Origin of the sequence: Gallaecimonas sp. GXIMD4217 (assembly GCF_038087665.1) — a bacterium.
Lineage (GTDB): Bacteria > Pseudomonadota > Gammaproteobacteria > Enterobacterales > Gallaecimonadaceae > Gallaecimonas.
This window is the reverse complement of sequence record NZ_CP149925.1, coordinates 2,547,241-2,565,586: the sequence shown is the minus strand read 5'-3', so window position 1 is coordinate 2,565,586 and position 18,346 is coordinate 2,547,241. Positions and strand designations below refer to the sequence as shown.

Here is an 18,346-nt window from a genome sequence, read left to right as displayed (position 1 = left end):
GCTTTTAGGATTGCCTGTCAAAAAGACGGGACTTGATGATGTCGCTTACCTACTATATGCCGAAGAGGGGAGCCATGCAAATGATGACGGATCTGTTTAATCCCTTTAGGCCTTTCTGTTATATGCGGTTGACCTAATCCTGGGGAGTCTACGAAATACTAAAGTGCCGTATCTCTCACTTATAAGGGGGCAAGCCATTGTCTAGGTTCCTTTAGCCTAGGTGATTGCTACACCAAAGTTGGTAATGGCATGGCCGTTCTGGGTATATCTGTCAGTGGGGACTCCACTGGCAGGGGATGAGGCTGTGAGGCCTCCGGAAATGATTTGCTCAAAAAAACTGCATTAAGCTGAATGTGGGTGAAAATCATTAAACGCGCCTTTGACAGATTTGCAACAAGCTGATAGCGTTCTGTTGCCCTCTCCCATCCTACCAATCATGCCATATCTTCTAGGTTATTCGGATATGAAAAATAGATATACATTGCTTGTGCTAGCCATCTTGGCTGGGAAGTCATTTGCTGGCGAAGAGTACTGCTGGACGGATAAAGTTCGTTCAGGTTCCTACTCATATACAGACATGGAAGGCGTTAAGCACTATGTGACAACATATAAAGATGTGAAAACTTGCTTCGACTCAGGCTCTATATTGACTGGAGGTGGGTATAATAGTGGAGATCACGATTTGGGAGGTGGTGATTCTGGCAGCGCTGACTCAACAGAGAGAGATGAAAATAAAGAAAGCTTGTGTTCTGGCAACCCCATCAATATCGCCACTGGCGAAAAAATCCAAATTGAAATTGACATTGAGAATTTAGTCAACCCCCTTCTTTCTCTGAGACGGGAATACCGTAGTTACTCTTCTACGTCAGGTTTTTTTGGGGACAACTGGCAGAGCAACTTTGATTATAAATTAACCCCCACTGTTTACCTTGGAAAAGTCACGCGAGTTAAGCTTTACCGTGCTAATAAGGGCACGATGACAGTGTACCCGTCGGAGCAAAACGGCAGCACAGTTTGGAAAAGAAAAGGCTCTGGCAAGCTTGAGCGCTTAATTCAAACCCCTGTTGGATGGACTTACTTCGCTCCTGATGGCGTAGTAGAGAGTTACGCGCCTGATGGCTCAATCAAGTCAATTCAGGATACAAGAAACAATAATGGCATAGCTTTCTCATATGAAGACTCAACATATGGAAAGCGAATTAAGCAAGTGGTTGGAAGTAAAGGTGGCAGCCTCTCTTTCTCTTATTCAGGGAAAAGAGTGGAAAAAGTCACAGACTCCAGCGGAGCGGTATATATTTACGGCTATAGCAGTTCTAAACTGGCGTCAATTAGGTTTCCTGACACTCAACTAAAGCAATACCATTATGAGTCCTATGGACTTTTAACCGGGATTTCTTTCAACGGTAAACGTTTCGCCACCTGGACCTACGACAGTTCCAAGAGAGCCACTTCTAGTCAACATGCCGGAGGAGCAGAGCTTGTCCGTTTGGACTATAGCCACCTAAGCAGCGGCTATGTGCTTGAGACCAACCCCCTTGGCAAACAAACCAAGTTCTGGATGTCTACCGATACTCCTGGGCAGATCGGCCGCGTGGAAGGCCTGGCATCAGCGAACTGTGTGGCCAGCAATGCTTCCTACCAATACGACGCCAACGGCTATCGCGAGCTAGTTACCGACCGTGCCGGCAACAGCACACGATTCGAACGGAACATTCTGGGCAACATAACCAAGGAAATAAGGGGAGAGGGAACAGCCGAGGAAAAGATACGGCATCTAGAGTGGCATTCCATCTACAACAAGGTAGCCAAGGAAACCCTCGGTAATCTGGAAACCAGCACCGAGTACAACGACGTCGGACGGGTGCTGCGGGTGACTCAAAAGGATCTCAGCACGAACCAGCAAAGGGTAACAACCTACACATATACTGAAGATGCTGGTGGGAATCTCACTAAAATGCGTGTAGATGGCCCCAGGACGGATGTGTCTGACTATGTCGACTACAGCTACGACAGTCAGGGGCGGCTCTACAAAGTGGCCAATGCCAAACATACTGTCCTGCAGTACACCGCATTCGACGGCATGGCCAGACCGACTACGGTAGTGGATGCCAACGGCATAAAGACCAATATCCAGTACGACCCGCGCGGCAGGATAGGTTCTGTCAGCAAGCTTCTGCCCACCGGCACGGTCACTACCACCTTCTCTTACGACATCGACGGCAAGCTTCTGGAGTCCGTTGGTCCCGAGGGACTCAAGCTGACAAATGAGTACGACGACGCCCGGCGTCTCATCAGCGCAAGCCTGACGACCGGGACTCGCCTGCCCCACATTAAGCGCTTCACATACGATAAGGCGAGCAATCCCCTGACCGAGAAGCTGAGTCATGTCGAAATGCAGTCATCCATGACAGGCTGCAACCCGTTTTGCTTCCCTGGCGAGTCGGAGCCAACGGAAGTAGAGGTGCAAGACTACCTTTCCACCAACACCTACGATGAGCTCAATCATCCCCTAACCAGCAAGGCCGGGTCTAAGACCGAGACATATAGCTACGACGCCAATGGCAACTTGAAAACCAGGAAGGATGGCCTTGGCAGGACTTGGACCTATGAGTACGACGCCCACAATAGGCTGGTAAAGGAAACCCGTGCCGACGGCGGTATTGTCCGCTATGGCTACGACGACCACGATCGCGTCATCTGGGTCATCGATCCCAGGAGCAAAAAGACCAGCTATAGCTACAACGCCTTCGGCGACGTTTTAACGGTCACCAGCCCTGATACGGGGATCACCAGCTACAGCTACCATGCGAATGGCCTTGTCAGCCGCGTCGACAGGGCAAACGGCAAGAGTACAGCCTACAGCTATGATGCCCTGGGGCGGGTTACCGAGGCCGACTCGGGTGACGTGGTCAAGCACTTCACCTACGACAGCTGCACCTATGGCACAGGCCGCCTCTGCCGTGTAACCGATCGCGCCGGTTCGAGCAGCTACACCTATCATCCCGACGGCAATCTTGCCACAGAGACCAGGGTCACCAACGGTAAGACCTACAAGACCAGTTGGACCTACGACAAGGCCGGCAGGGTAAAGACCATCAAGTACCCGTTCGGCGAGGTTGTGACGTACAGCTACGGCTATTACGGCAAGGCTGACGGTGTTTCCATTACAATCGGCGGCACCACAAAAAACGTGATCAATGGACTGAACAGGAAGCCGTTTGGCCCGCTGTATTACGGCTCCTACGGCAACAGCCTCAGGACCTACCGCGAGTACGGCACTGGCTATCAACTCAAAAGGCTGTATCACGGTGCCGGCTGGCCCCCCCTGAACAGTACGATGAACTTCAGCTACCAGTCGCCTCAGCGCATCAACCGTACCTACGCATGGAGTGCAGCAGGTAATATTGACTACATCTACGATGGTCTCACCGGTATCAAGCGTTACCTCACCTTCGACAGCATGTCCAGGCTGACCAAGGTCGTCGATGGCAGTACCACCAAGGAAACCTATGCCTATGACAAGACAGGTAACCGCACCCGCTATAACAGCGAATACCTGAGCATTGACTCCGGCAGCAACCAGCTGTTGGCCCGCAAATCCGGCACCTCCTCCTGGAGTTACCTCTGGGACTACGACGCAGCCGGTAACCAGGTGCGCAAGGGCGCCTTCAGCTGGACATACAACGGCGAAAACCGGGTTCGCACCTTCAGCGGCGGCGGCCAGTCCTACGAGAACTGGTATGACGCCCGTAACCTGCGCGTCGCTAAGAAGGCGCCCACCTATGAAACGCACTTCATCTACGGGCAAGGCGGTGAACTGCTTACAGAAACGCGTGCTGGGAGTCGCTACAAGAGCTATGTCTGGTTGGATGGCGAGATCGTCGGCCTGATCCACAACGGCCAGCTCTATTACGTGCACAGTGACCACCTTGGTCGCCCGGAGCAGGTTACCAACCAAAGTCAGACGGTGGTGTGGAAAGCCCGCAACGACACTTTCGGCCGCTCTGTACTCAGCACCAGCATTGGCCAAGTCAACATTGGCTTCCCCGGCCAGTATTGGGACAAGGAAAGCGCCACCTGGCAGAACTGGCACAGAGACTATGATGCATTGACCGGACGGTATGTCCAAAGTGATCCGATTGGATTATCTGGTGGAATTAATACATATGTCTATGTCGGCGGAAATCCTCTAATTAGCATTGACCCTCAAGGCCTAAATGCGATTACAGCTGAGGGTGGCTTTATAATTGGTAACTTTGTTTGTGGGCCAGTTTGTGGCGTTGTTGGTGGTGCAGCTGGCTTTGGGGCTGGACTTTGGATTGGAGATGAGCTACTTGATGCCTGGAATGAAGAGTCTAATGAGTTAGCAGCAGACGCTCCTGGGTGTCCTACTGAAAAAGACGGCTATGAGCCACCAAAAAAATGGGATGGAAAAAAAGTTAGGTCACCCAATGGCAGGGGATACGGATATCCAGATAAAAGAGGCAATGTCTGGGTTCCTACTGGACCCAATGGCCATGGTGGACCGCATTGGGATGTCCAGAAGCCAGGCGGTGGTTACATAAACGTTCACCCAGGTGGTAAAACGAGAGGAGGTAAAAAATGAGAAACATTCAAGTTATTGATGGTGCGGAAAACTGCACTTACGACATTTATTGTATCGAGGATGATGTTTTTCATATTATTTTTCCAGAGGGGAGGGATATAGAGTTTTTTTCTGATCTAATCTCAAGGTTGGGTGAGGAAAAGTGTTCGGAGATCATGCCTAAGTTATGGGCTGTACCAATAAACAAAAAGAAGGTTGTTGGTATACATGGTACTCTTTTTTTTGAGTTGGATTACAAGAAAAAATACTACCCAACTAAAAAGGAGGAAGAGATGGTGATTGTAATTTAATTTTCAAGGAGCTTGTAATTGGCGGCGGGTTTAACACCCGTCGCTGCCTAATGAATCTTGGTGATTTCGTGACCCTGTTTACGTTTCTGAGAGGAGGAAAGGGACAGCAACTCATCCATAGCGTACTTTCGTTCAAATGCCGTCAGTGACCTTAGACGCTAGAAGATGCTGCTCTTGCTCACTCCGATCAAATAAGTCAATGCTTATGTTGGTGGTGCAGGGAACAGCTCACGGCCCTGGGTTTCCGTCCTTGCCTGGGCTCAAAGCGTGAGAACCAGTTGGAAACGCCTTTGGCCATACGTCCCTGCTTGTCTCGGGCAAGCCGGAACAAGCTGGCATCAGGCCCGTCCTGCTTGCGCTCTTCCAGAAACTTCAGCAGGCCGATTTTGATAAGCATGGGATGAATGGGGATCTGCCGGACGGAATTCAGGTTTTTGGTTCGCTTGCGAACACCGTCCGAGGCGGTGCCCCGGTTGTCTACCATGGCATAGATAATGCCGGTGTCAGGGCAGGTGCGGATATCGCTGACCTTGAGCTGGGCCAGCTCTTCCAGCCTGGCTCCGGTGAAGGCTCCCAGGAGCGGGAACCAGAATTTGGCTTCAAGGGAAATTTTGCCTCTGGTGTCACCAAAGTCGGTCCCGTAGTCGCCGCCGGGGAAAATCAGGCGTAAGTCTTCAATAGTAAAGGGCAGGCGCTCGATATCCCGTCTTGTCTGGGTGTTGGGAAGTTCGATGAAGCCCGCCATATTCGTCACGGTAAAGCCGCAGCTCCATGCATATTCGAAGGCCCCCTTGAGCTGCCCGAGATACTGGGCCCGCGTGTTATCCGAAATAGACTTGAGCGTTGAGCGCTCTGCTTTGGCATAGTCTGCTGCCTGCATTGCCGTGAGGCCTTTCTTGGCGTAATTGGATGGCAGGCGGGTCAGCCAGCCCTGTATGTCGCTCAGTTCCTTCTGTGTGATGCTATGGGCCATCCTGTCACCGAAATAGTCCTGCCAGAAGGTGAGTTTGTCCTTGTAGTCGAGCAGGGTACGGGGGGCGAGTCTCTTACCCTTTCGCCCCTGTGTTTCCAGCTTTTTGTAATACAGATCGATGGTGACGTTGAATGGTGTTGGCGTTTGCGGCGCGTCTTCTTCCTTCGGTATTTTGCGATCGACCCGGAAAAGTCTGTCGAGCATCTCAGGGTTATCTTTGTAACGCTCAAGCAGCGCTTCGGCTCTTGCTTGTGCGCGCTGGGCCGCTTCCAGTTCCTTGTCAGGATCGCCAAGGTCAAAATGATGGGGTGCCCCGAGCGCGTCTTCCAGCGTAATAGGCGCTTTCTTATTAAGTGTTTCGGGGTTACAGCTATCATGCCCGAATTTCTTCCCGGCCATCTTGTTGTCGCCTTGCCGAAGTGACTCGAAGATTTTCTGAAAGTGTAGCCAGAGCGCAAGGGCGCGGCGGACAGCCACGGTCCTATCCGCTGTTCTTAGTGAACGGCGGATCTCTTTGCGTCCGTCAAAATACGTACGTAAGGAAGAGGGGATGATGATCCGGCCATGCCAGCTATTGCCGTGCCGGTTGCGGATGATAAAGCGTGAACTTGCCATGATGCACCTCGACAGAGTGTACCACCCCGGTGTACCACCTTCCGGGGGCGTCATGCTCTTCGAAGTACCATTTTCAGCTAAGTCAAAGACTTAGCTGGAAATGGTGCCGATGAGAGGATTCGAACCTCCGACCTACGCATTACGAATGCGCTGCTCTACCGCCTGAGCTACACCGGCACGAATTTTCGAACATAGCGTTCTGATTTTTACGGTTTCGCCGCCAAGGTACAGCGGTTAGAGTAGCCCCGTTTCCACGGAAACTTGTACTCACATCGTCCTGTTTACCGGGCTCTCCTGGCCCGGTTTTTTTCCCTTCGCATTTGCCAGGCCCGCAGCACCGCCGGGGCCATGGGCCGTCCGTACAGGAAGCCCTGGGCCTGGTCGGCGCCCATTTCATAAAGGGCCTGGGCCACCTCCGGCTTTTCGATGCCTTCGGCCACTACCTCCAGGCCGACGCCGTGGGCCAGATCGATGATGGTCTGCACTATGGCCCTGGCCTGGTCGTCCTCTTCCATGTTGAGGATGAAGGATCTGTCCACCTTGAGCCGGTCCAGGGGCAGGCGGTGCAGGTAGGACAGCGAGCTGTAGCCGGTACCGAAGTCGTCGATGGCGATGCTGACGCCACGGCCCCTGAGCTGGCGCAGGATCCAGTCGGCCCGTTCGCGGTTGGTGATGAAGGCGGTTTCGGTGATTTCCACCTCCAGGTGGCGGGCCCACTGGGGGGCGCCGTCCAGCAGCTTCATGGCCCGGAACACGAAGCTGTTGTCGCCCAGGTTGGCGCCGCTGAGGTTGATGGCCACCGGGATCACCAGGCCCTGCTCGTGCCAAAGGCGGATCTGCCTGAGGGCCGCCTCCATGACCCAGAGGCTGAGCTCGCGGATGTGCTCGGTCTGTTCCAGCAGGGGAATGAACCGGCCCGGCGGGATCTCACCCTGGACAGGGTGGTGCCACCTGAGCAGGGCTTCGACGCCGACCAGGCGCTGGTCCGCCAGAGCCAGCTTCGGCTGGTAGACCAGTTGGAACTGGCCCCCGCTCAGGGCGCCTTTGATGCCGTGCAGCAGGGCCAGGCGCTGGGGACTGTTGCCGTCCTGCTTGGGGTCGTAGCACTGCCAGAGCCGGCCGCTGTGCTTGGCGCCGTACATGGCCACGTCGGCGCAGCGCAGCAGCGGCTCCAGGTCCCGGCCATGGTCCGGCACCCGGGCGATGCCGATGCTGGCGCCAACGCTGAGATCGATGCCGTCCACCCTGAAGGTGCGGGCCAGCTGTTGGCCGATGCGCTCGCACAGCTCCACGGGCGAGCCGGGTTCCAGCAGCAGTATGGCGAATTCGTCGCCGCCAAGGCGGTATACCTCGATACGCTGGTCGTCGCCCAGGGCCTTGAGGCGGTCGGCCACGGCCACCAGCAGGCGGTCGCCCGTGCCGTGGCCCAGGGTGTCGTTGATGTCCTTGAAGTGGTTCAAATCCAGCAGCAACAGGGCGCCGTTGTCCTCGATGCGCTCGACGGCCTTGTTAAGGCGGGTGCGGTTGTAGAGGCCGGTGAGGGGATCGTGCTCGGACAGGTACTTGAGGTGGCGGATCTGGGCCTGGCGTTCCAGCTCGGCACCGGTGCGGCTGGCGCACAGATCCAGCATCTGCGCCAGCAGCTGGCTTTGCTCCTTGGGATGGCGGTAGAGCAGGGCGATCAGGCCCAGGGGCTTGCCGTCGTTGTCGTGCAGGGCGCGGCCGATATAGCTGTCCACCCCCAGGTCGGCAAGCATCTGATCTTGCGGGAACTGTTCGGCCACGCCCTGGCGATAGCAGCAGCAATGGCCTTCCATCAGGCCTTCGCAGGGGGTGCCGGCCAGCCGGTAATCCATGTTGGGCAGCGGCTGGCCGTCCTTAAGCAGGGCCCGGGTGCGGATCTCGCCGGGTTGTTGACACTCGCCGATGATGACGTAATCGGCACCGGACTGCACATAGAGCAGGTTGGCCATGCCAACGAAGAATTCCCTGCCACTGAGGGTGGACAGGGCGCTGGCCATGATCTGCAGCATGTTCAACAGTGCGCTGGTGGAGTCCTGATGGTCTTTCATCCCTGACCCTATTCCCTTGGTGGTAGCTGCCATGATCATGGCCGTTACTTTAGGGATAGAAATAGCCCCTGAACTTGCCTGGTGTCAAAGGGTGCGTCCGCCGGCATAAAAAAACGGCGCCCTGGGGCGCCGTTTTTGGGGAGCGGTACCGGCCTTATTCGTCCAGGAAGCTCTTGAGGATCTCGGAGCGGGACGGGTGGCGCAGCTTACGCAGGGCCTTGGCCTCGATCTGACGGATACGCTCACGGGTCACGTCGAACTGCTTGCCCACCTCTTCCAGGGTATGGTCGGTGTTCATGTCGATCCCGAAGCGCATGCGCAGCACCTTGGCTTCACGGGGGGTCAGGCTGCCGAGCACTTCCTGGGTGGCGAACTTGAGGCTTTCGCTGGTGGCGGCATCGGCCGGCAGCTCCAGGGTGGTGTCCTCGATGAAGTCGCCCAGGTGGGAATCTTCGTCATCACCTATGGGGGTTTCCATGGAGATGGGTTCCTTGGCGATCTTCAGCACCTTGCGGATCTTGTCCTCGGGCATGGCCATGCGCACCGCCAGCTCGTCCGGGGTGGGCTCGCGGCCCATCTCCTGCAGCATCTGGCGGGAGATGCGGTTGAGCTTGTTGATGGTCTCGATCATGTGCACCGGGATACGGATGGTGCGGGCCTGGTCCGCAATGGAGCGGGTGATGGCCTGACGGATCCACCAGGTGGCATAGGTGGAGAACTTGTAGCCGCGGCGATATTCGAACTTGTCGACCGCCTTCATCAGGCCGATGTTGCCTTCCTGGATCAGATCCAGGAACTGCAGGCCGCGGTTGGTGTACTTCTTGGCGATGGAGATAACCAGACGCAGGTTGGCCTCGACCATTTCCTTCTTGGCACGGCGGGCCTTGGCCTCACCTATGCTCATGCGGCGGTTGATGTCCTTGATGGCGTCTATGGTCAGGCCGGTTTCCTGCTCGATGTGCTGCAGCTTCTGGAAGCTGCGGCGCAGGTCCTCTTCCATTTCCTTCATCTTCTCGGAGTAGGGCTTGCCCGCCTCCAGGTGGCCGTCCAGCCAGCCCATGTTGGATTCGTTGCCGGCGAAGGTCTTGATGAAGACCTTGCGGGGCATCTTGCACTCTTCCACGGTCAGCTTCATCAGCAGCCGTTCCTGGGTGCGGACGCGGTCCATCATCTCGCGCATGTTGGCAACCAGGCGGTCGAACTGCTTGGGTACCAGGCGGAATTCCTTGAAGATCTCGGCCAGGGCCAGCACCTCGGTACGGGCCTCGTCGGAGGCGCGCCCGTGCTTCTTGATGACCTTCTGGGCCTTGTCGTACTGGCTGCGCAGGGCGCCGAACTTCTCCTTGGCCATCTCCGGATCGGGACCGGTGTCGGTGGCTTCCTCTTCTTCCTCGTCCTCGTCGTCATCCTCGTCGTCCAGCTCTTCCTGGGACAGCTCGGAACCGACGTGGGTGGCGGAAGGCGCAGCCTCTTCCTCGGCGTTGGGATCGATGAAGCCGGTGATGATGTCGGACAGGCGGATCTCTTCCGCCTCGTACTTGTCGTACTGTTCGAGCAGGTAGGTGATGGCTTCGGGGTATTCGGCGACGGAGCACTGCACCTGGTTGATGCCGTCTTCGATGCGCTTGGCGATGTCAATCTCGCCTTCGCGGGTCAGCAGCTCCACGGTCCCCATTTCACGCATGTACATGCGCACCGGGTCTGTGGTGCGGCCCAGCTCGCTTTCAACGGTGGCCAGGGCCTGGGCCGCTTCTTCGGCGGCATCCTCGTCGGCGGTGTCCTCGGACATCATCAGTTCGTCGCTGTCGGGAGCGCTTTCGAACACCTTGATGCCCATGTCGTTGATCATCCTGATGATGTCTTCGACCTGATCGGAGTCAACGATGTCCGCCGGGAGGTGGTCGTTGACCTCGGCATACGTCAGGTAACCCTGTTCTTTACCTTTAGCAACGAGGAGTTTAAGCTGCGACTGTGGGGTTTGCTCCATAGACATCATCCGCTCGGGTTAATGAATTGCTGGCCGGTGAGGCGAATATCGCAGTATAACGCGTAGCGCTGACTACTTCTACCGCAACGGCATGAATCAGGCCTGCTTCCTGGCCATCAAGAGTTCCAGATATTCCCTTTTCTCTTCTGTAGTTAAGACACCGGCCCTGCCCTTATTCTCCAGCTCCTGAAAGCGCACTTCCAGGAAGCTGCCAAGGATGCGATCCAGGGTGTCCAGCAGCTCCGCCTTGGCGTCTACCTGCTCCTGATCCTCGAACAGATCCCACAGGGCCAGCTTGCTCATGGCATCAAAGAGGGGCGTGCCCCGGTAACGCTCCAGCAGCTGCCCGGTACCCAGTTGGGGGTTTTGGTGCAGGATTTCAAGGAGCCCGGCCAGATGCTCGGCGCCGGCCAGGCCGGTTTGCCGCAGCGGCAGGGCGGGTGGAACCTCGGCGGCCAGGGCCGGATTCTGCAGCAGCAGGGCCATGGCACGGCGCATGGGGGTCTGGCGCTGGGGCGCCTTGGCCTGGCCTCGGGCGGGGCCGGCCTTGGGCTCTGGCCTGCTCAGGAAACGGTCGAGCTGGGACTGATCCACCCCCAGCCGTTTGGCCAGCTTGTCCTTGAGCATCACCTTGAACACCGACTCCGGTACCTGGTCGATCAGCGGCAGGGCCTGCTGGGCCAGGCGGGCGCGGCTGTCGGGGCTGCGCATGTCCACCTGCTTTTCCAGCTCGCCAAGCAGGAACTGGGACAGGGGCATGGCCTGGTCCAGCTGGGCTTCCAGGGCCGCCTTGCCCTGGCTGCGCACCAGGCTGTCGGGATCCTCGCCGTCGGGCAGGAACACGAACTTGAGGCTGACACCGTCGCTGAGCAGCGGCAGGGCGTTCTCCATGGCCCGCCAGGCCGCCTCGCGACCGGCATTGTCGCCGTCGTAGCAGCAGACCACCTCTGTTGTGGTGCGGAACAGGGTCTGCAGCTGCTCGGCGGTGGTGGAGGTACCCAGGCTGGCCACGGCATAGCTGATGCCGTGCTGGAACAGGGCCACCACGTCCATATAGCCCTCCACCACCAGGATGCGCGGGATCTCGCGGTTGGCCTGGCGTACTTCAAAGAGGCCGTACAGCTCCTTGCCCTTGTGGTAGATCTTGGTCTCGGGCGAGTTGAGGTACTTGGGGGTGCCGTCACCCAGCACCCGGCCGCCAAAGGCGATCACCCGGCCGCGGCGGTCGCGGATCGGGAACATGATGCGGTCCCGGAAGCGGTCGTAGCGGCGACCCTGGTCGTTCTTGACCAGCATGCCGGTATCCAGCAGCAATTGCTGGCGCTCGGAATTGGTGCCGAACTGCTTGAGCACGGCGTCCCAGCTGTCCGGCACATAGCCGATGCCGAACTGCTTGACGATGTCCCCGGACAGGCCCCGTCCCTTGAGGTAGTCCACGGCTGCGGGGTGGTGCTTGAGGTTCTGGTAATACTGGCGGCCGATGGCCTGCATCAGCGCGTAGGCGTCTTCCCGCTTCTCCTGGGCCTTGGGATTGGGGGCATGGCTGCGGGGCACCTCCAGGCCGAGCTGGCCGGCCAGCTCGTCGATGGCCTCGGGGAATTCGAGCCGGTCGAACTCCATCAAGAAGGAGATGGCGTTGCCATGGGCACCGCAACCGAAGCAATGGTAGAACTGCTTCTGGGGGCTGACGGTGAAGGAAGGGCTCTTTTCGCTGTGAAAGGGACAGCAGGCGGAATAGTTCTTGCCGGTCTTCTTCAGCTTGACGCGCTGGCCGATGAGTTCCACCAGGTCGACCCTGGCAAGCACATCATCGATAAAATCACGCGGTATGGCCATTGATGCTCCTGACAAAAACAAACCGCGCTAAATGTGACGGCGAAAACCATCTTAGCACGGCTTCTATATCGCTTGGATGCGGCCCTCTGGGGGCGGGCTTAGGACAGCTTGGCCTTGATGGCGCCGCTGAGTGCGCCCATATCGGCGCGGCCCTGCACCTTGGGCTTGAGGTAGCCCATGACCTTGCCCATATCCTGCATGGACTGGGCACCAGTAGCGGCCATGGCTTCGTCGATAAGTGCAGCCAGCTCCTGCTCGCTCAGGGGCTGAGGCAGGAAGTCCTGGAGCACGACGATTTCGGCGGCTTCGGCTTCGGCCAGGTCGGAACGACCGGCGCTTTCGTACTGGCTGATGGAATCACGGCGCTGCTTCACCATCTTGGTGAGCACGGCAATGATTTCATCGTCGGAGAGGGTCTTCTGCTCGTCGACCTCGACCTGCTTGATGGCGGCCAGGGCCAAACGAAGCGTGCCAAGGCGCTCTTTGGCCTTGGCACGCATGGCATCCTTCTGCGCGTCTTTGAGTTGTTCGATGAGACTCATGCGCAATCCTCGATGCCGGAAGCTGTCTTAGTACAGGCGAACGCGACGGGCGTTTTCGCGAGCCAGCTTCTTCATGTGACGCTTAACGGCAGCAGCCTTCTTGCGCTTACGCTCGGAGGTCGGCTTCTCGAAGAACTCGCGCTTGCGGCATTCGGCCAGGACGCCGGCCTTTTCACAGGAGCGCTTGAAGCGACGCAGAGCGACGTCGAAGGGTTCGTTTTCGCGTACTTTGATTACGGGCATGTACCTATCACCTCAGGGGTTATTTGGTTAATCCGGTCACAAAATGACCGTGCTGATTAAATTTGGTGCGGAATTTTAACGCGCCCCCCTGGCCCTTGTAAAGCGAAACTCACCCCACCAGGCCTTCGCGACTGGCACGGTGGCGGCGGGGCAGGTAAAATCGCCGCTTCCCCCCGTGAGAGTGGTAACGCATGCGAGTCCTGGGTATCGAAACCTCCTGTGATGAAACCGGTATCGCCATCTATGATACCGACGCCGGCCTGCTGGCCCACCGGCTCTACAGCCAGGTGAAGCTGCACGCCGACTATGGCGGTGTCGTGCCCGAACTGGCCTCCCGCGACCACATCCGCAAGACGTTGCCCCTGGTCAGGGAAACCCTGGCCGAGGCCGGCCTCAAGGGCAGCGACCTTGACGGCGTCGCCTACACCGCCGGTCCCGGCCTGGTGGGGGCGTTGCTGGTGGGGGCCACCATAGGCCGCAGCCTGGCCTACGGCTGGAACATCCCGGCCGTGGCCGTGCACCACATGGAAGGCCACCTGCTGGCGCCCATGCTGGAGGAAACCCCGCCTCAGTTCCCCTTCGTGGCGCTGCTGGTGTCCGGCGGCCATACCCTGCTGGTGGCCGTGGAGGGCATAGGCCGCTACCGCATCCTGGGTGAATCTATCGACGACGCCGCCGGCGAGGCCTTCGACAAGACCGCCAAGCTGCTGGGCCTGGACTACCCGGGCGGACCGCGCCTGGCGGCCATGGCCGAGCAGGGCAGGGCCGACCGCTTCCATTTCCCGAGGCCCATGACCGACAGGCCGGGCCTGGACTTCAGCTTCTCCGGCCTCAAGACCTTCGCCGCCAACACCATCCACCGCGAAGGGAGCGATGCCCAGACCCAGGCCGACATCGCCCGCGCCTTCCAGGACGCCGTGGTGGACACCCTGGCCATCAAGTGCCGCCGGGCTCTCAAGGAAACCGGCTTCAAGCGCCTGGTGGTGGCCGGCGGCGTTTCCGCCAACAAGGCCCTGCGCCAGCAGCTGGAGGCCATGATGACCAAGCTGGGCGGCCAGGTGTTCTACGCCCGGCCGGAATTCTGCACCGATAATGGCGCCATGATCGCCCTGGCCGGCGCCATTCGCCTGCCAAGCGAAGGCACCCGCGAGCTGAGCGTGGCCGCGCGGCCGCGCTGGCCCCTGGACGAGCTGCCGCCGGCCTGAGCCGGTACGACAAAAAAGGCGCCAGATGGCGCCTTTTTTAGTGTTCAGTCCTTGGGCTTGCGGAACTTCACCTTGGGTTCGGTGTGGTGCCAGAGCCGGCGCAGGTTGTCCTTGTGGCGGATGATGATCAGGGTCGCCAGCATGGCCGAGGGAATGGTGTAGGCCGGCTTGATGAACCAGGTATAGAGGGGCGACAGGCCGGCGGTGACGATGGCCGCCAGGGATGAATAGCGGGTCAGGGCCACTATGCTCAGCCAGGTCAGGATCTGCAGGCCGCCCAGGCTCAGGCCCACCGGCAGCATGGCGCCGAAGGCGGTGGCCACGCCCTTGCCGCCGCGAAAATGGAAGAAGATCGGGAAGATATGGCCCAGGCAGGCGGCGATGGCGATGATGCCCAGCCAGATCGCTTCTATGCCCAGGAAGTAGGAGCCCCAGACCGGGATGGTGCCCTTGAGCACGTCGAAAACCAGCACGGTGGCGGCGGCGCCCTTGCCGCCCAGGCGCAGCACGTTGGTGGCACCCGGGTTGCCCGAGCCGTGCCGGCGCGGATCCGGCAGGCCCCTGAGCTTGCAGACGATGACCGCACTGGATACGGAACCCAGCAGGTAGGCAAGGAAGGTCATCAGGACGGCGGTCAGGTGCATCGGCGCGTTTTGTTGTTCCGGTCGGCTAATAAGGTAAAGGCTTCGCCACCGACAATACAAGGCGGCAGGCCGGGGGAGCATAACAGCAGCAGGCGTTTGACCAGACCCGACCTGTCCCTTTGCCTGGTTTCGATGCGGGCGTCCAACCTCAGGGCCGAGGCAGGATCAGGCTGGCGCGGGTGCCGCCCCCCGGTGCCGACGCCATGACCAGCCGGCCGCCGTGCTGCTCCATGACCCGGCGCACTATGGCCAGCCCCAGGCCATGATGTTCCGCTATGGCGTCGCTGCCCTGGTGCCGGCCCCCGCTTTGCCAGCCAGGGCCATCGTCCTCGACGCTGATCAGCAGTTGCCCCGGCGCCAGCTCGGCCCTGACCCTCACCAGATGGCGGGCAAACCTCAGGGCGTTGACCAGCAGGTTGTTGATGGCCCGGGACAGCAGTTTGCCGTCGGCCTCGAAGGCCAGCTCCCGCTCTATGCTCAGCTCGATGGCCTTGTCGCCGTGATGGCCGAAGGGCTCGAGCAGTTGCTGCAGGTAGGGCCGCAGCTGCAGCAGCTGGCGGCTGGGTTCCTGCTCGCTGTAGTCGTTCTGGGCCAGCCGCAGGTAGTCGTAGACGTTCTGCTCTATCTCGCCGATGTTCTGGGCCAGCTGCTTCTTGGTGCTGTCCAGGTTGTCCGGCGCCAGCATATGGCTGATAAAGCGCATCCGCGACAGGGGCGTCTTGATGTCATGGCAGACGGTTTCCGCCACTTCGGCCTGGAAGCGGTTGAGCTGTTCGATGCGTTCGGTCAGGTTGCCAAGGGACTGGGCCAGGGGGGCCAGGTAGGATCTGGGGCTCAGGGTAAAACTGGGGAACTTGCCGAAGCGGATCTCCTCCAGGGCGCTGCTGCGCAGGATCTCGAGATCCCGGAAGATGCCGCGGCTGAGCAGGATCAGCGCCAGCAGCAGGCAGAAATAGAACAGGTAGGCGAAATCCAGGGTAAAGCCCCGCTTGCCGGGCCAGTTGATCCTGTTCAGGCACAGCATGCCGCCGCGCTCGTCGACGCTGCAGAACATGCCCCGGCCCCTGCTGTCGCTCAGGGCGATGACCTCCCCCGGGGCCGACAGCTGCTGGCCGCCCCAGTACCCGGGGGGATAACGGACAAAGAGCGCCTCGCTGCAATCGGGCGAGCTGCCCGCCTCGCAGCTGAGCGGCCGGCCCTGTTCATCGGCCTGCTGCACCGCATCGAGCACCAGGCGGCTGTCGACGAGGGGGGAGCGCTCCACCGTCAGCCATTCATAGAGCTGCTGCAGGCTGAACGAGAGCAGCAGCAGGGTTGCCAGCAGCAACAGGTAATAGCGCCAGCGCGGTGAGTTAATCATCGTCATCCTTGTCGTAGCAGAGCCGGTAGCCTTCGCCCCAGGCGGTCACCACGTTCCAGTGGGGATCCCTGGCCTGGAGCTTCTTGCGCAGCCGGGAGGCGCGGCCGTCCATGGTGCGGTCGATGCCGTCGTATTCCCGGCCCAGATGCTGCTGGAACAGCCATTCCCGGCTGACCACGCTGCCGTAATGGGCCACCAGGGCACAGAGCAGCTTGAATTCGGCATTGGTCAGCGGCAGCACCTGGCCGTCCAGCCTGACGCTGGCCCGATCTTCGTCCAGCAGCAGGTTGAACAGCCGGTACTGGCCCTGGTGTTCGGTTTTTGTGGCCTTTTCCAGGGGCAGGAAGACCCGGATCTTGGCGCAGAGGATGCGGGGATCGACGGGCTTGACCAGGTAATCCTGGGCGCCGAGGGCAAAGCCGTGCAGCTGGTGGTGGAGCTGGGTCTGGGCGGTCATGAACAGGATCGGGCCCTGGAAGCGGTCGCGGATCCCGGCCACGAAGTCGAAGCCGTTTTCCCCCGGCAGCATCACGTCGCACAGCAGCAGGTCGAAGGGTTGCTGCGTCAGCAGCAGCTGGGCCCGGGAGGCGTTGTTGCAGGCGGTGACGGCATAGCCTTCCTGGATCAGGAACTCCTTGATCAGCCTGGCCAGCTCGACATCGTCCTCCAACAGCAGGATGTGTTTTCTCATCGGAAGATGCTCCACTCCAGGCGCCGCCGGATCAGGGAGGCCGGCAGCTCAGCCGGCTGCAGGTGGCGGAGCTCCCGCTCGGCCAGGAGCCTGGCACCATCTGTGCTCAGTAATTGCAGCGTGACATTGCCGCTGATGACGAGGTTCAGGGGGTGATCTTCCACCTCCCTGGCGCACAGCAGCGGCTCGCTTGGGCGCGACCTGAGCACCAGGCAGGCTCGCTCGTGCTGGCGCCAGCCGAGGTGCACCTCCAGGCGGCATGGCTCCCCCTCAGGCCCCATGCAGACCAGGGGCATGACGGTGAAAGAGGCAGGGGCCCTGTCGTCGGCCCAAAGCGCCGAGGACAGTAACAGCAGCAGTAGCCAGCCCCGCCTCGTCACCATGTACGGCTTACGCCCATGAACCAGACATCGTGGTGCAGCTTCTTGAAAAATAGGCTCTTTTCATAGTCGTCGGCCAGGAATTCCCGCTTCCAGCTGAAGAACAGCCGGTCGCTGTCGTTGAGGGGGTAGCTGGCCTCCAGCTTGAAGGACGGCAGCCACTGGCTGCCGGGCTTAAAGGTGAAAAGTCGGTTGATGTCGTCTTCGTGCACCCCGAAGTAATAGTTGCTGTAGTCGCCGTCCAGGCGCCGCACCTGGCCGGTGACGGCCAGATCCACGGGACCGGCCCGGAACAGGTACCTGGCCTTGGTTTCCCACTCGGAGCCGTGGTGGACATTGCTGATGTCGGTGTGCCAGGCGGAGCTGAGCTGCCAGTTTTCATGGCGCCAGAACAGGGTCAGGCCGCCCAGGTAGCTCAGGCTGCGGTGACCGGGCCGGACCAGGGGGCCCAGATCGAAGCGCCTCGGGATGGGGAGCGGGCTGTCGGCGATACCGGCCAGGAAGGCATCATCCAGGTCTTTTCGCAGCAGCAGGGCGTCGAAGCTCTGCCTGGTGGTGAGGTCCAGGGACCAGCGCTTTGATTCCACCAGGTTGAAGCCCAGATCCAGATCCTCCAGGTAGAAGCGCTCGCCATAGTAGGACCAGTGCGGCAGCACATGGAGATCCTGAGCCTTGCTGTCGTGGAGCACGGTGCCGTACTGGCCAAAGCCCAGCGCCAGGGAAAAGCGCCAGGGACTGGGTTCAAGAGACTCATCGGCACGGGCACCGGCCGGCACCATCAGGCACCAGCCAAGGGCAAGCAACAACGCAGCAGAAGACTTCGACAACATGCTTCGACCTATTCCAAGACCTGTTGCTAATCAAACAGGAAACAATCTTTTACCGCATCATAACAAAGCCGG

The 18,346-nt window shown here is 59.3% G+C and carries 14 protein-coding genes and 1 tRNA gene; 3 read left to right on the top strand and 12 right to left on the bottom strand.

What is annotated here, in order from left to right:
• The first annotated feature begins 463 nt into the window (after positions 1-463).
• Both WDB71_RS12505 and WDB71_RS12500 read left to right on the top strand, forming a co-directional pair.
• Positions 464-4,606, top strand: coding sequence for an RHS repeat-associated core domain-containing protein (locus WDB71_RS12505; RefSeq protein ID WP_341501920.1), 4,143 nt, complete (start codon positions 464-466; stop codon positions 4,604-4,606).
• Positions 4,603-4,896 (top strand): hypothetical protein, encoded by a 294-nt coding sequence (locus WDB71_RS12500; RefSeq protein ID WP_341501919.1) that lies wholly within the window; start codon positions 4,603-4,605, stop codon positions 4,894-4,896. The genes WDB71_RS12505 and WDB71_RS12500 overlap by 4 nt, the downstream gene beginning before the upstream one ends.
• 196 nt (positions 4,897-5,092) lie before the next feature.
• Here the strand turns inward: WDB71_RS12500 and WDB71_RS12495 are convergent, their stop codons facing one another.
• From WDB71_RS12495 to rpsU, 7 genes are all read right to left on the bottom strand, one after another.
• Positions 5,093-6,484 carry a DUF6538 domain-containing protein gene (locus WDB71_RS12495; protein WP_341501918.1) on the bottom strand — a complete coding sequence of 464 codons (1,392 nt, stop codon included), beginning with the start codon at positions 6,482-6,484 and terminating at the stop codon, positions 5,093-5,095.
• 101 nt (positions 6,485-6,585) lie between these two features.
• Positions 6,586-6,661, bottom strand: a tRNA-Thr gene (locus WDB71_RS12490).
• 104 nt (positions 6,662-6,765) lie between these two features.
• Positions 6,766-8,556 carry an EAL domain-containing protein gene (locus tag WDB71_RS12485; protein ID WP_341501917.1) on the bottom strand — a complete coding sequence of 597 codons (1,791 nt, stop codon included), beginning with the start codon at positions 8,554-8,556 and terminating at the stop codon, positions 6,766-6,768.
• A 154-nt stretch (positions 8,557-8,710) separates the two neighbouring features.
• Positions 8,711-10,543 carry an RNA polymerase sigma factor RpoD gene (gene rpoD, locus WDB71_RS12480; RefSeq protein ID WP_341501916.1) on the bottom strand — a complete coding sequence of 611 codons (1,833 nt, stop codon included), beginning with the start codon at positions 10,541-10,543 and terminating at the stop codon, positions 8,711-8,713.
• Positions 10,544-10,639: 96 nt separating this feature from the next.
• The gene (gene dnaG, locus WDB71_RS12475; RefSeq protein WP_341501915.1) at positions 10,640-12,379 is read right to left on the bottom strand and encodes a DNA primase; all 1,740 of its coding nucleotides are present in this window, start codon (positions 12,377-12,379) and stop codon (positions 10,640-10,642) included.
• Between the two features lie 98 nt (positions 12,380-12,477).
• Positions 12,478-12,921: a GatB/YqeY domain-containing protein gene (locus WDB71_RS12470; protein WP_341501914.1), complete on the bottom strand. Its 444-nt coding sequence runs from the start codon at positions 12,919-12,921 to the stop codon at positions 12,478-12,480.
• Positions 12,922-12,948: 27 nt separating this feature from the next.
• Positions 12,949-13,164 (bottom strand): 30S ribosomal protein S21, encoded by a 216-nt coding sequence (gene rpsU, locus WDB71_RS12465; RefSeq protein WP_341501913.1) that lies wholly within the window; start codon positions 13,162-13,164, stop codon positions 12,949-12,951.
• A 191-nt stretch (positions 13,165-13,355) separates the two neighbouring features.
• On the opposite strand from rpsU, the gene tsaD reads away from it, so the two are divergent.
• A complete protein-coding gene (gene tsaD / locus WDB71_RS12460; protein ID WP_341501912.1) occupies positions 13,356-14,369 on the top strand; it encodes a tRNA (adenosine(37)-N6)-threonylcarbamoyltransferase complex transferase subunit TsaD in 1,014 nt (337 codons plus the stop codon).
• Positions 14,370-14,413: 44 nt separating this feature from the next.
• Here tsaD and plsY read toward each other — a convergent pair whose 3' ends face one another.
• The 5 genes from plsY to WDB71_RS12435 all read right to left on the bottom strand — a co-directional run bounded on the left by plsY (position 14,414) and on the right by WDB71_RS12435 (position 18,274).
• On the bottom strand, positions 14,414-15,013 hold the full coding sequence (plsY, locus tag WDB71_RS12455) for a glycerol-3-phosphate 1-O-acyltransferase PlsY (RefSeq protein WP_341501911.1): 600 nt from the start codon (positions 15,011-15,013) through the stop codon (positions 14,414-14,416).
• Positions 15,014-15,161: 148 nt separating this feature from the next.
• A complete protein-coding gene (locus WDB71_RS12450; RefSeq protein ID WP_341501910.1) occupies positions 15,162-16,373 on the bottom strand; it encodes a HAMP domain-containing sensor histidine kinase in 1,212 nt (403 codons plus the stop codon).
• Positions 16,366-17,064, bottom strand: a complete 699-nt coding sequence (locus tag WDB71_RS12445) for a response regulator transcription factor (RefSeq protein ID WP_341501909.1) — start codon at positions 17,062-17,064, stop codon at positions 16,366-16,368. Before WDB71_RS12445 ends, WDB71_RS12450 begins: the two co-directional genes overlap by 8 nt.
• The gene (locus tag WDB71_RS12440) at positions 17,061-17,447 is read right to left on the bottom strand and encodes a DUF3019 domain-containing protein (RefSeq protein WP_341501908.1); all 387 of its coding nucleotides are present in this window, start codon (positions 17,445-17,447) and stop codon (positions 17,061-17,063) included. Before WDB71_RS12440 ends, WDB71_RS12445 begins: the two co-directional genes overlap by 4 nt.
• Positions 17,441-18,274, bottom strand: coding sequence for a MipA/OmpV family protein (locus WDB71_RS12435; protein ID WP_341501907.1), 834 nt, complete (start codon positions 18,272-18,274; stop codon positions 17,441-17,443). Before WDB71_RS12435 ends, WDB71_RS12440 begins: the two co-directional genes overlap by 7 nt.
• Positions 18,275-18,346 lie beyond the last annotated feature (72 nt).

Excerpts from the sequence above, each read along its gene's own strand:
- WDB71_RS12505 (WP_341501920.1), top strand. The coding sequence starts at position 464 with ATGAAAAATAGATATACATTGCTTGTGCTAGCCATCTTGGCTGGGAAG.
- WDB71_RS12500 (WP_341501919.1), top strand. The coding sequence starts at position 4,603 with ATGAGAAACATTCAAGTTATTGATGGTGCGGAAAACTGCACTTACGAC.
- WDB71_RS12495 (WP_341501918.1), bottom strand. The coding sequence starts at position 6,484 with ATGGCAAGTTCACGCTTTATCATCCGCAACCGGCACGGCAATAGCTGG.
- WDB71_RS12485 (WP_341501917.1), bottom strand. The coding sequence starts at position 8,556 with ATGAAAGACCATCAGGACTCCACCAGCGCACTGTTGAACATGCTGCAG.
- rpoD (WP_341501916.1), bottom strand. The coding sequence starts at position 10,543 with ATGGAGCAAACCCCACAGTCGCAGCTTAAACTCCTCGTTGCTAAAGGT.
- dnaG (WP_341501915.1), bottom strand. The coding sequence starts at position 12,379 with ATGGCCATACCGCGTGATTTTATCGATGATGTGCTTGCCAGGGTCGAC.
- WDB71_RS12470 (WP_341501914.1), bottom strand. The coding sequence starts at position 12,921 with ATGAGTCTCATCGAACAACTCAAAGACGCGCAGAAGGATGCCATGCGT.
- rpsU (WP_341501913.1), bottom strand. The coding sequence starts at position 13,164 with ATGCCCGTAATCAAAGTACGCGAAAACGAACCCTTCGACGTCGCTCTG.
- tsaD (WP_341501912.1), top strand. The coding sequence starts at position 13,356 with ATGCGAGTCCTGGGTATCGAAACCTCCTGTGATGAAACCGGTATCGCC.
- plsY (WP_341501911.1), bottom strand. The coding sequence starts at position 15,013 with ATGCACCTGACCGCCGTCCTGATGACCTTCCTTGCCTACCTGCTGGGT.
- WDB71_RS12450 (WP_341501910.1), bottom strand. The coding sequence starts at position 16,373 with ATGATTAACTCACCGCGCTGGCGCTATTACCTGTTGCTGCTGGCAACC.
- WDB71_RS12445 (WP_341501909.1), bottom strand. The coding sequence starts at position 17,064 with ATGAGAAAACACATCCTGCTGTTGGAGGACGATGTCGAGCTGGCCAGG.
- WDB71_RS12440 (WP_341501908.1), bottom strand. The coding sequence starts at position 17,447 with ATGGTGACGAGGCGGGGCTGGCTACTGCTGCTGTTACTGTCCTCGGCG.
- WDB71_RS12435 (WP_341501907.1), bottom strand. The coding sequence starts at position 18,274 with ATGTTGTCGAAGTCTTCTGCTGCGTTGTTGCTTGCCCTTGGCTGGTGC.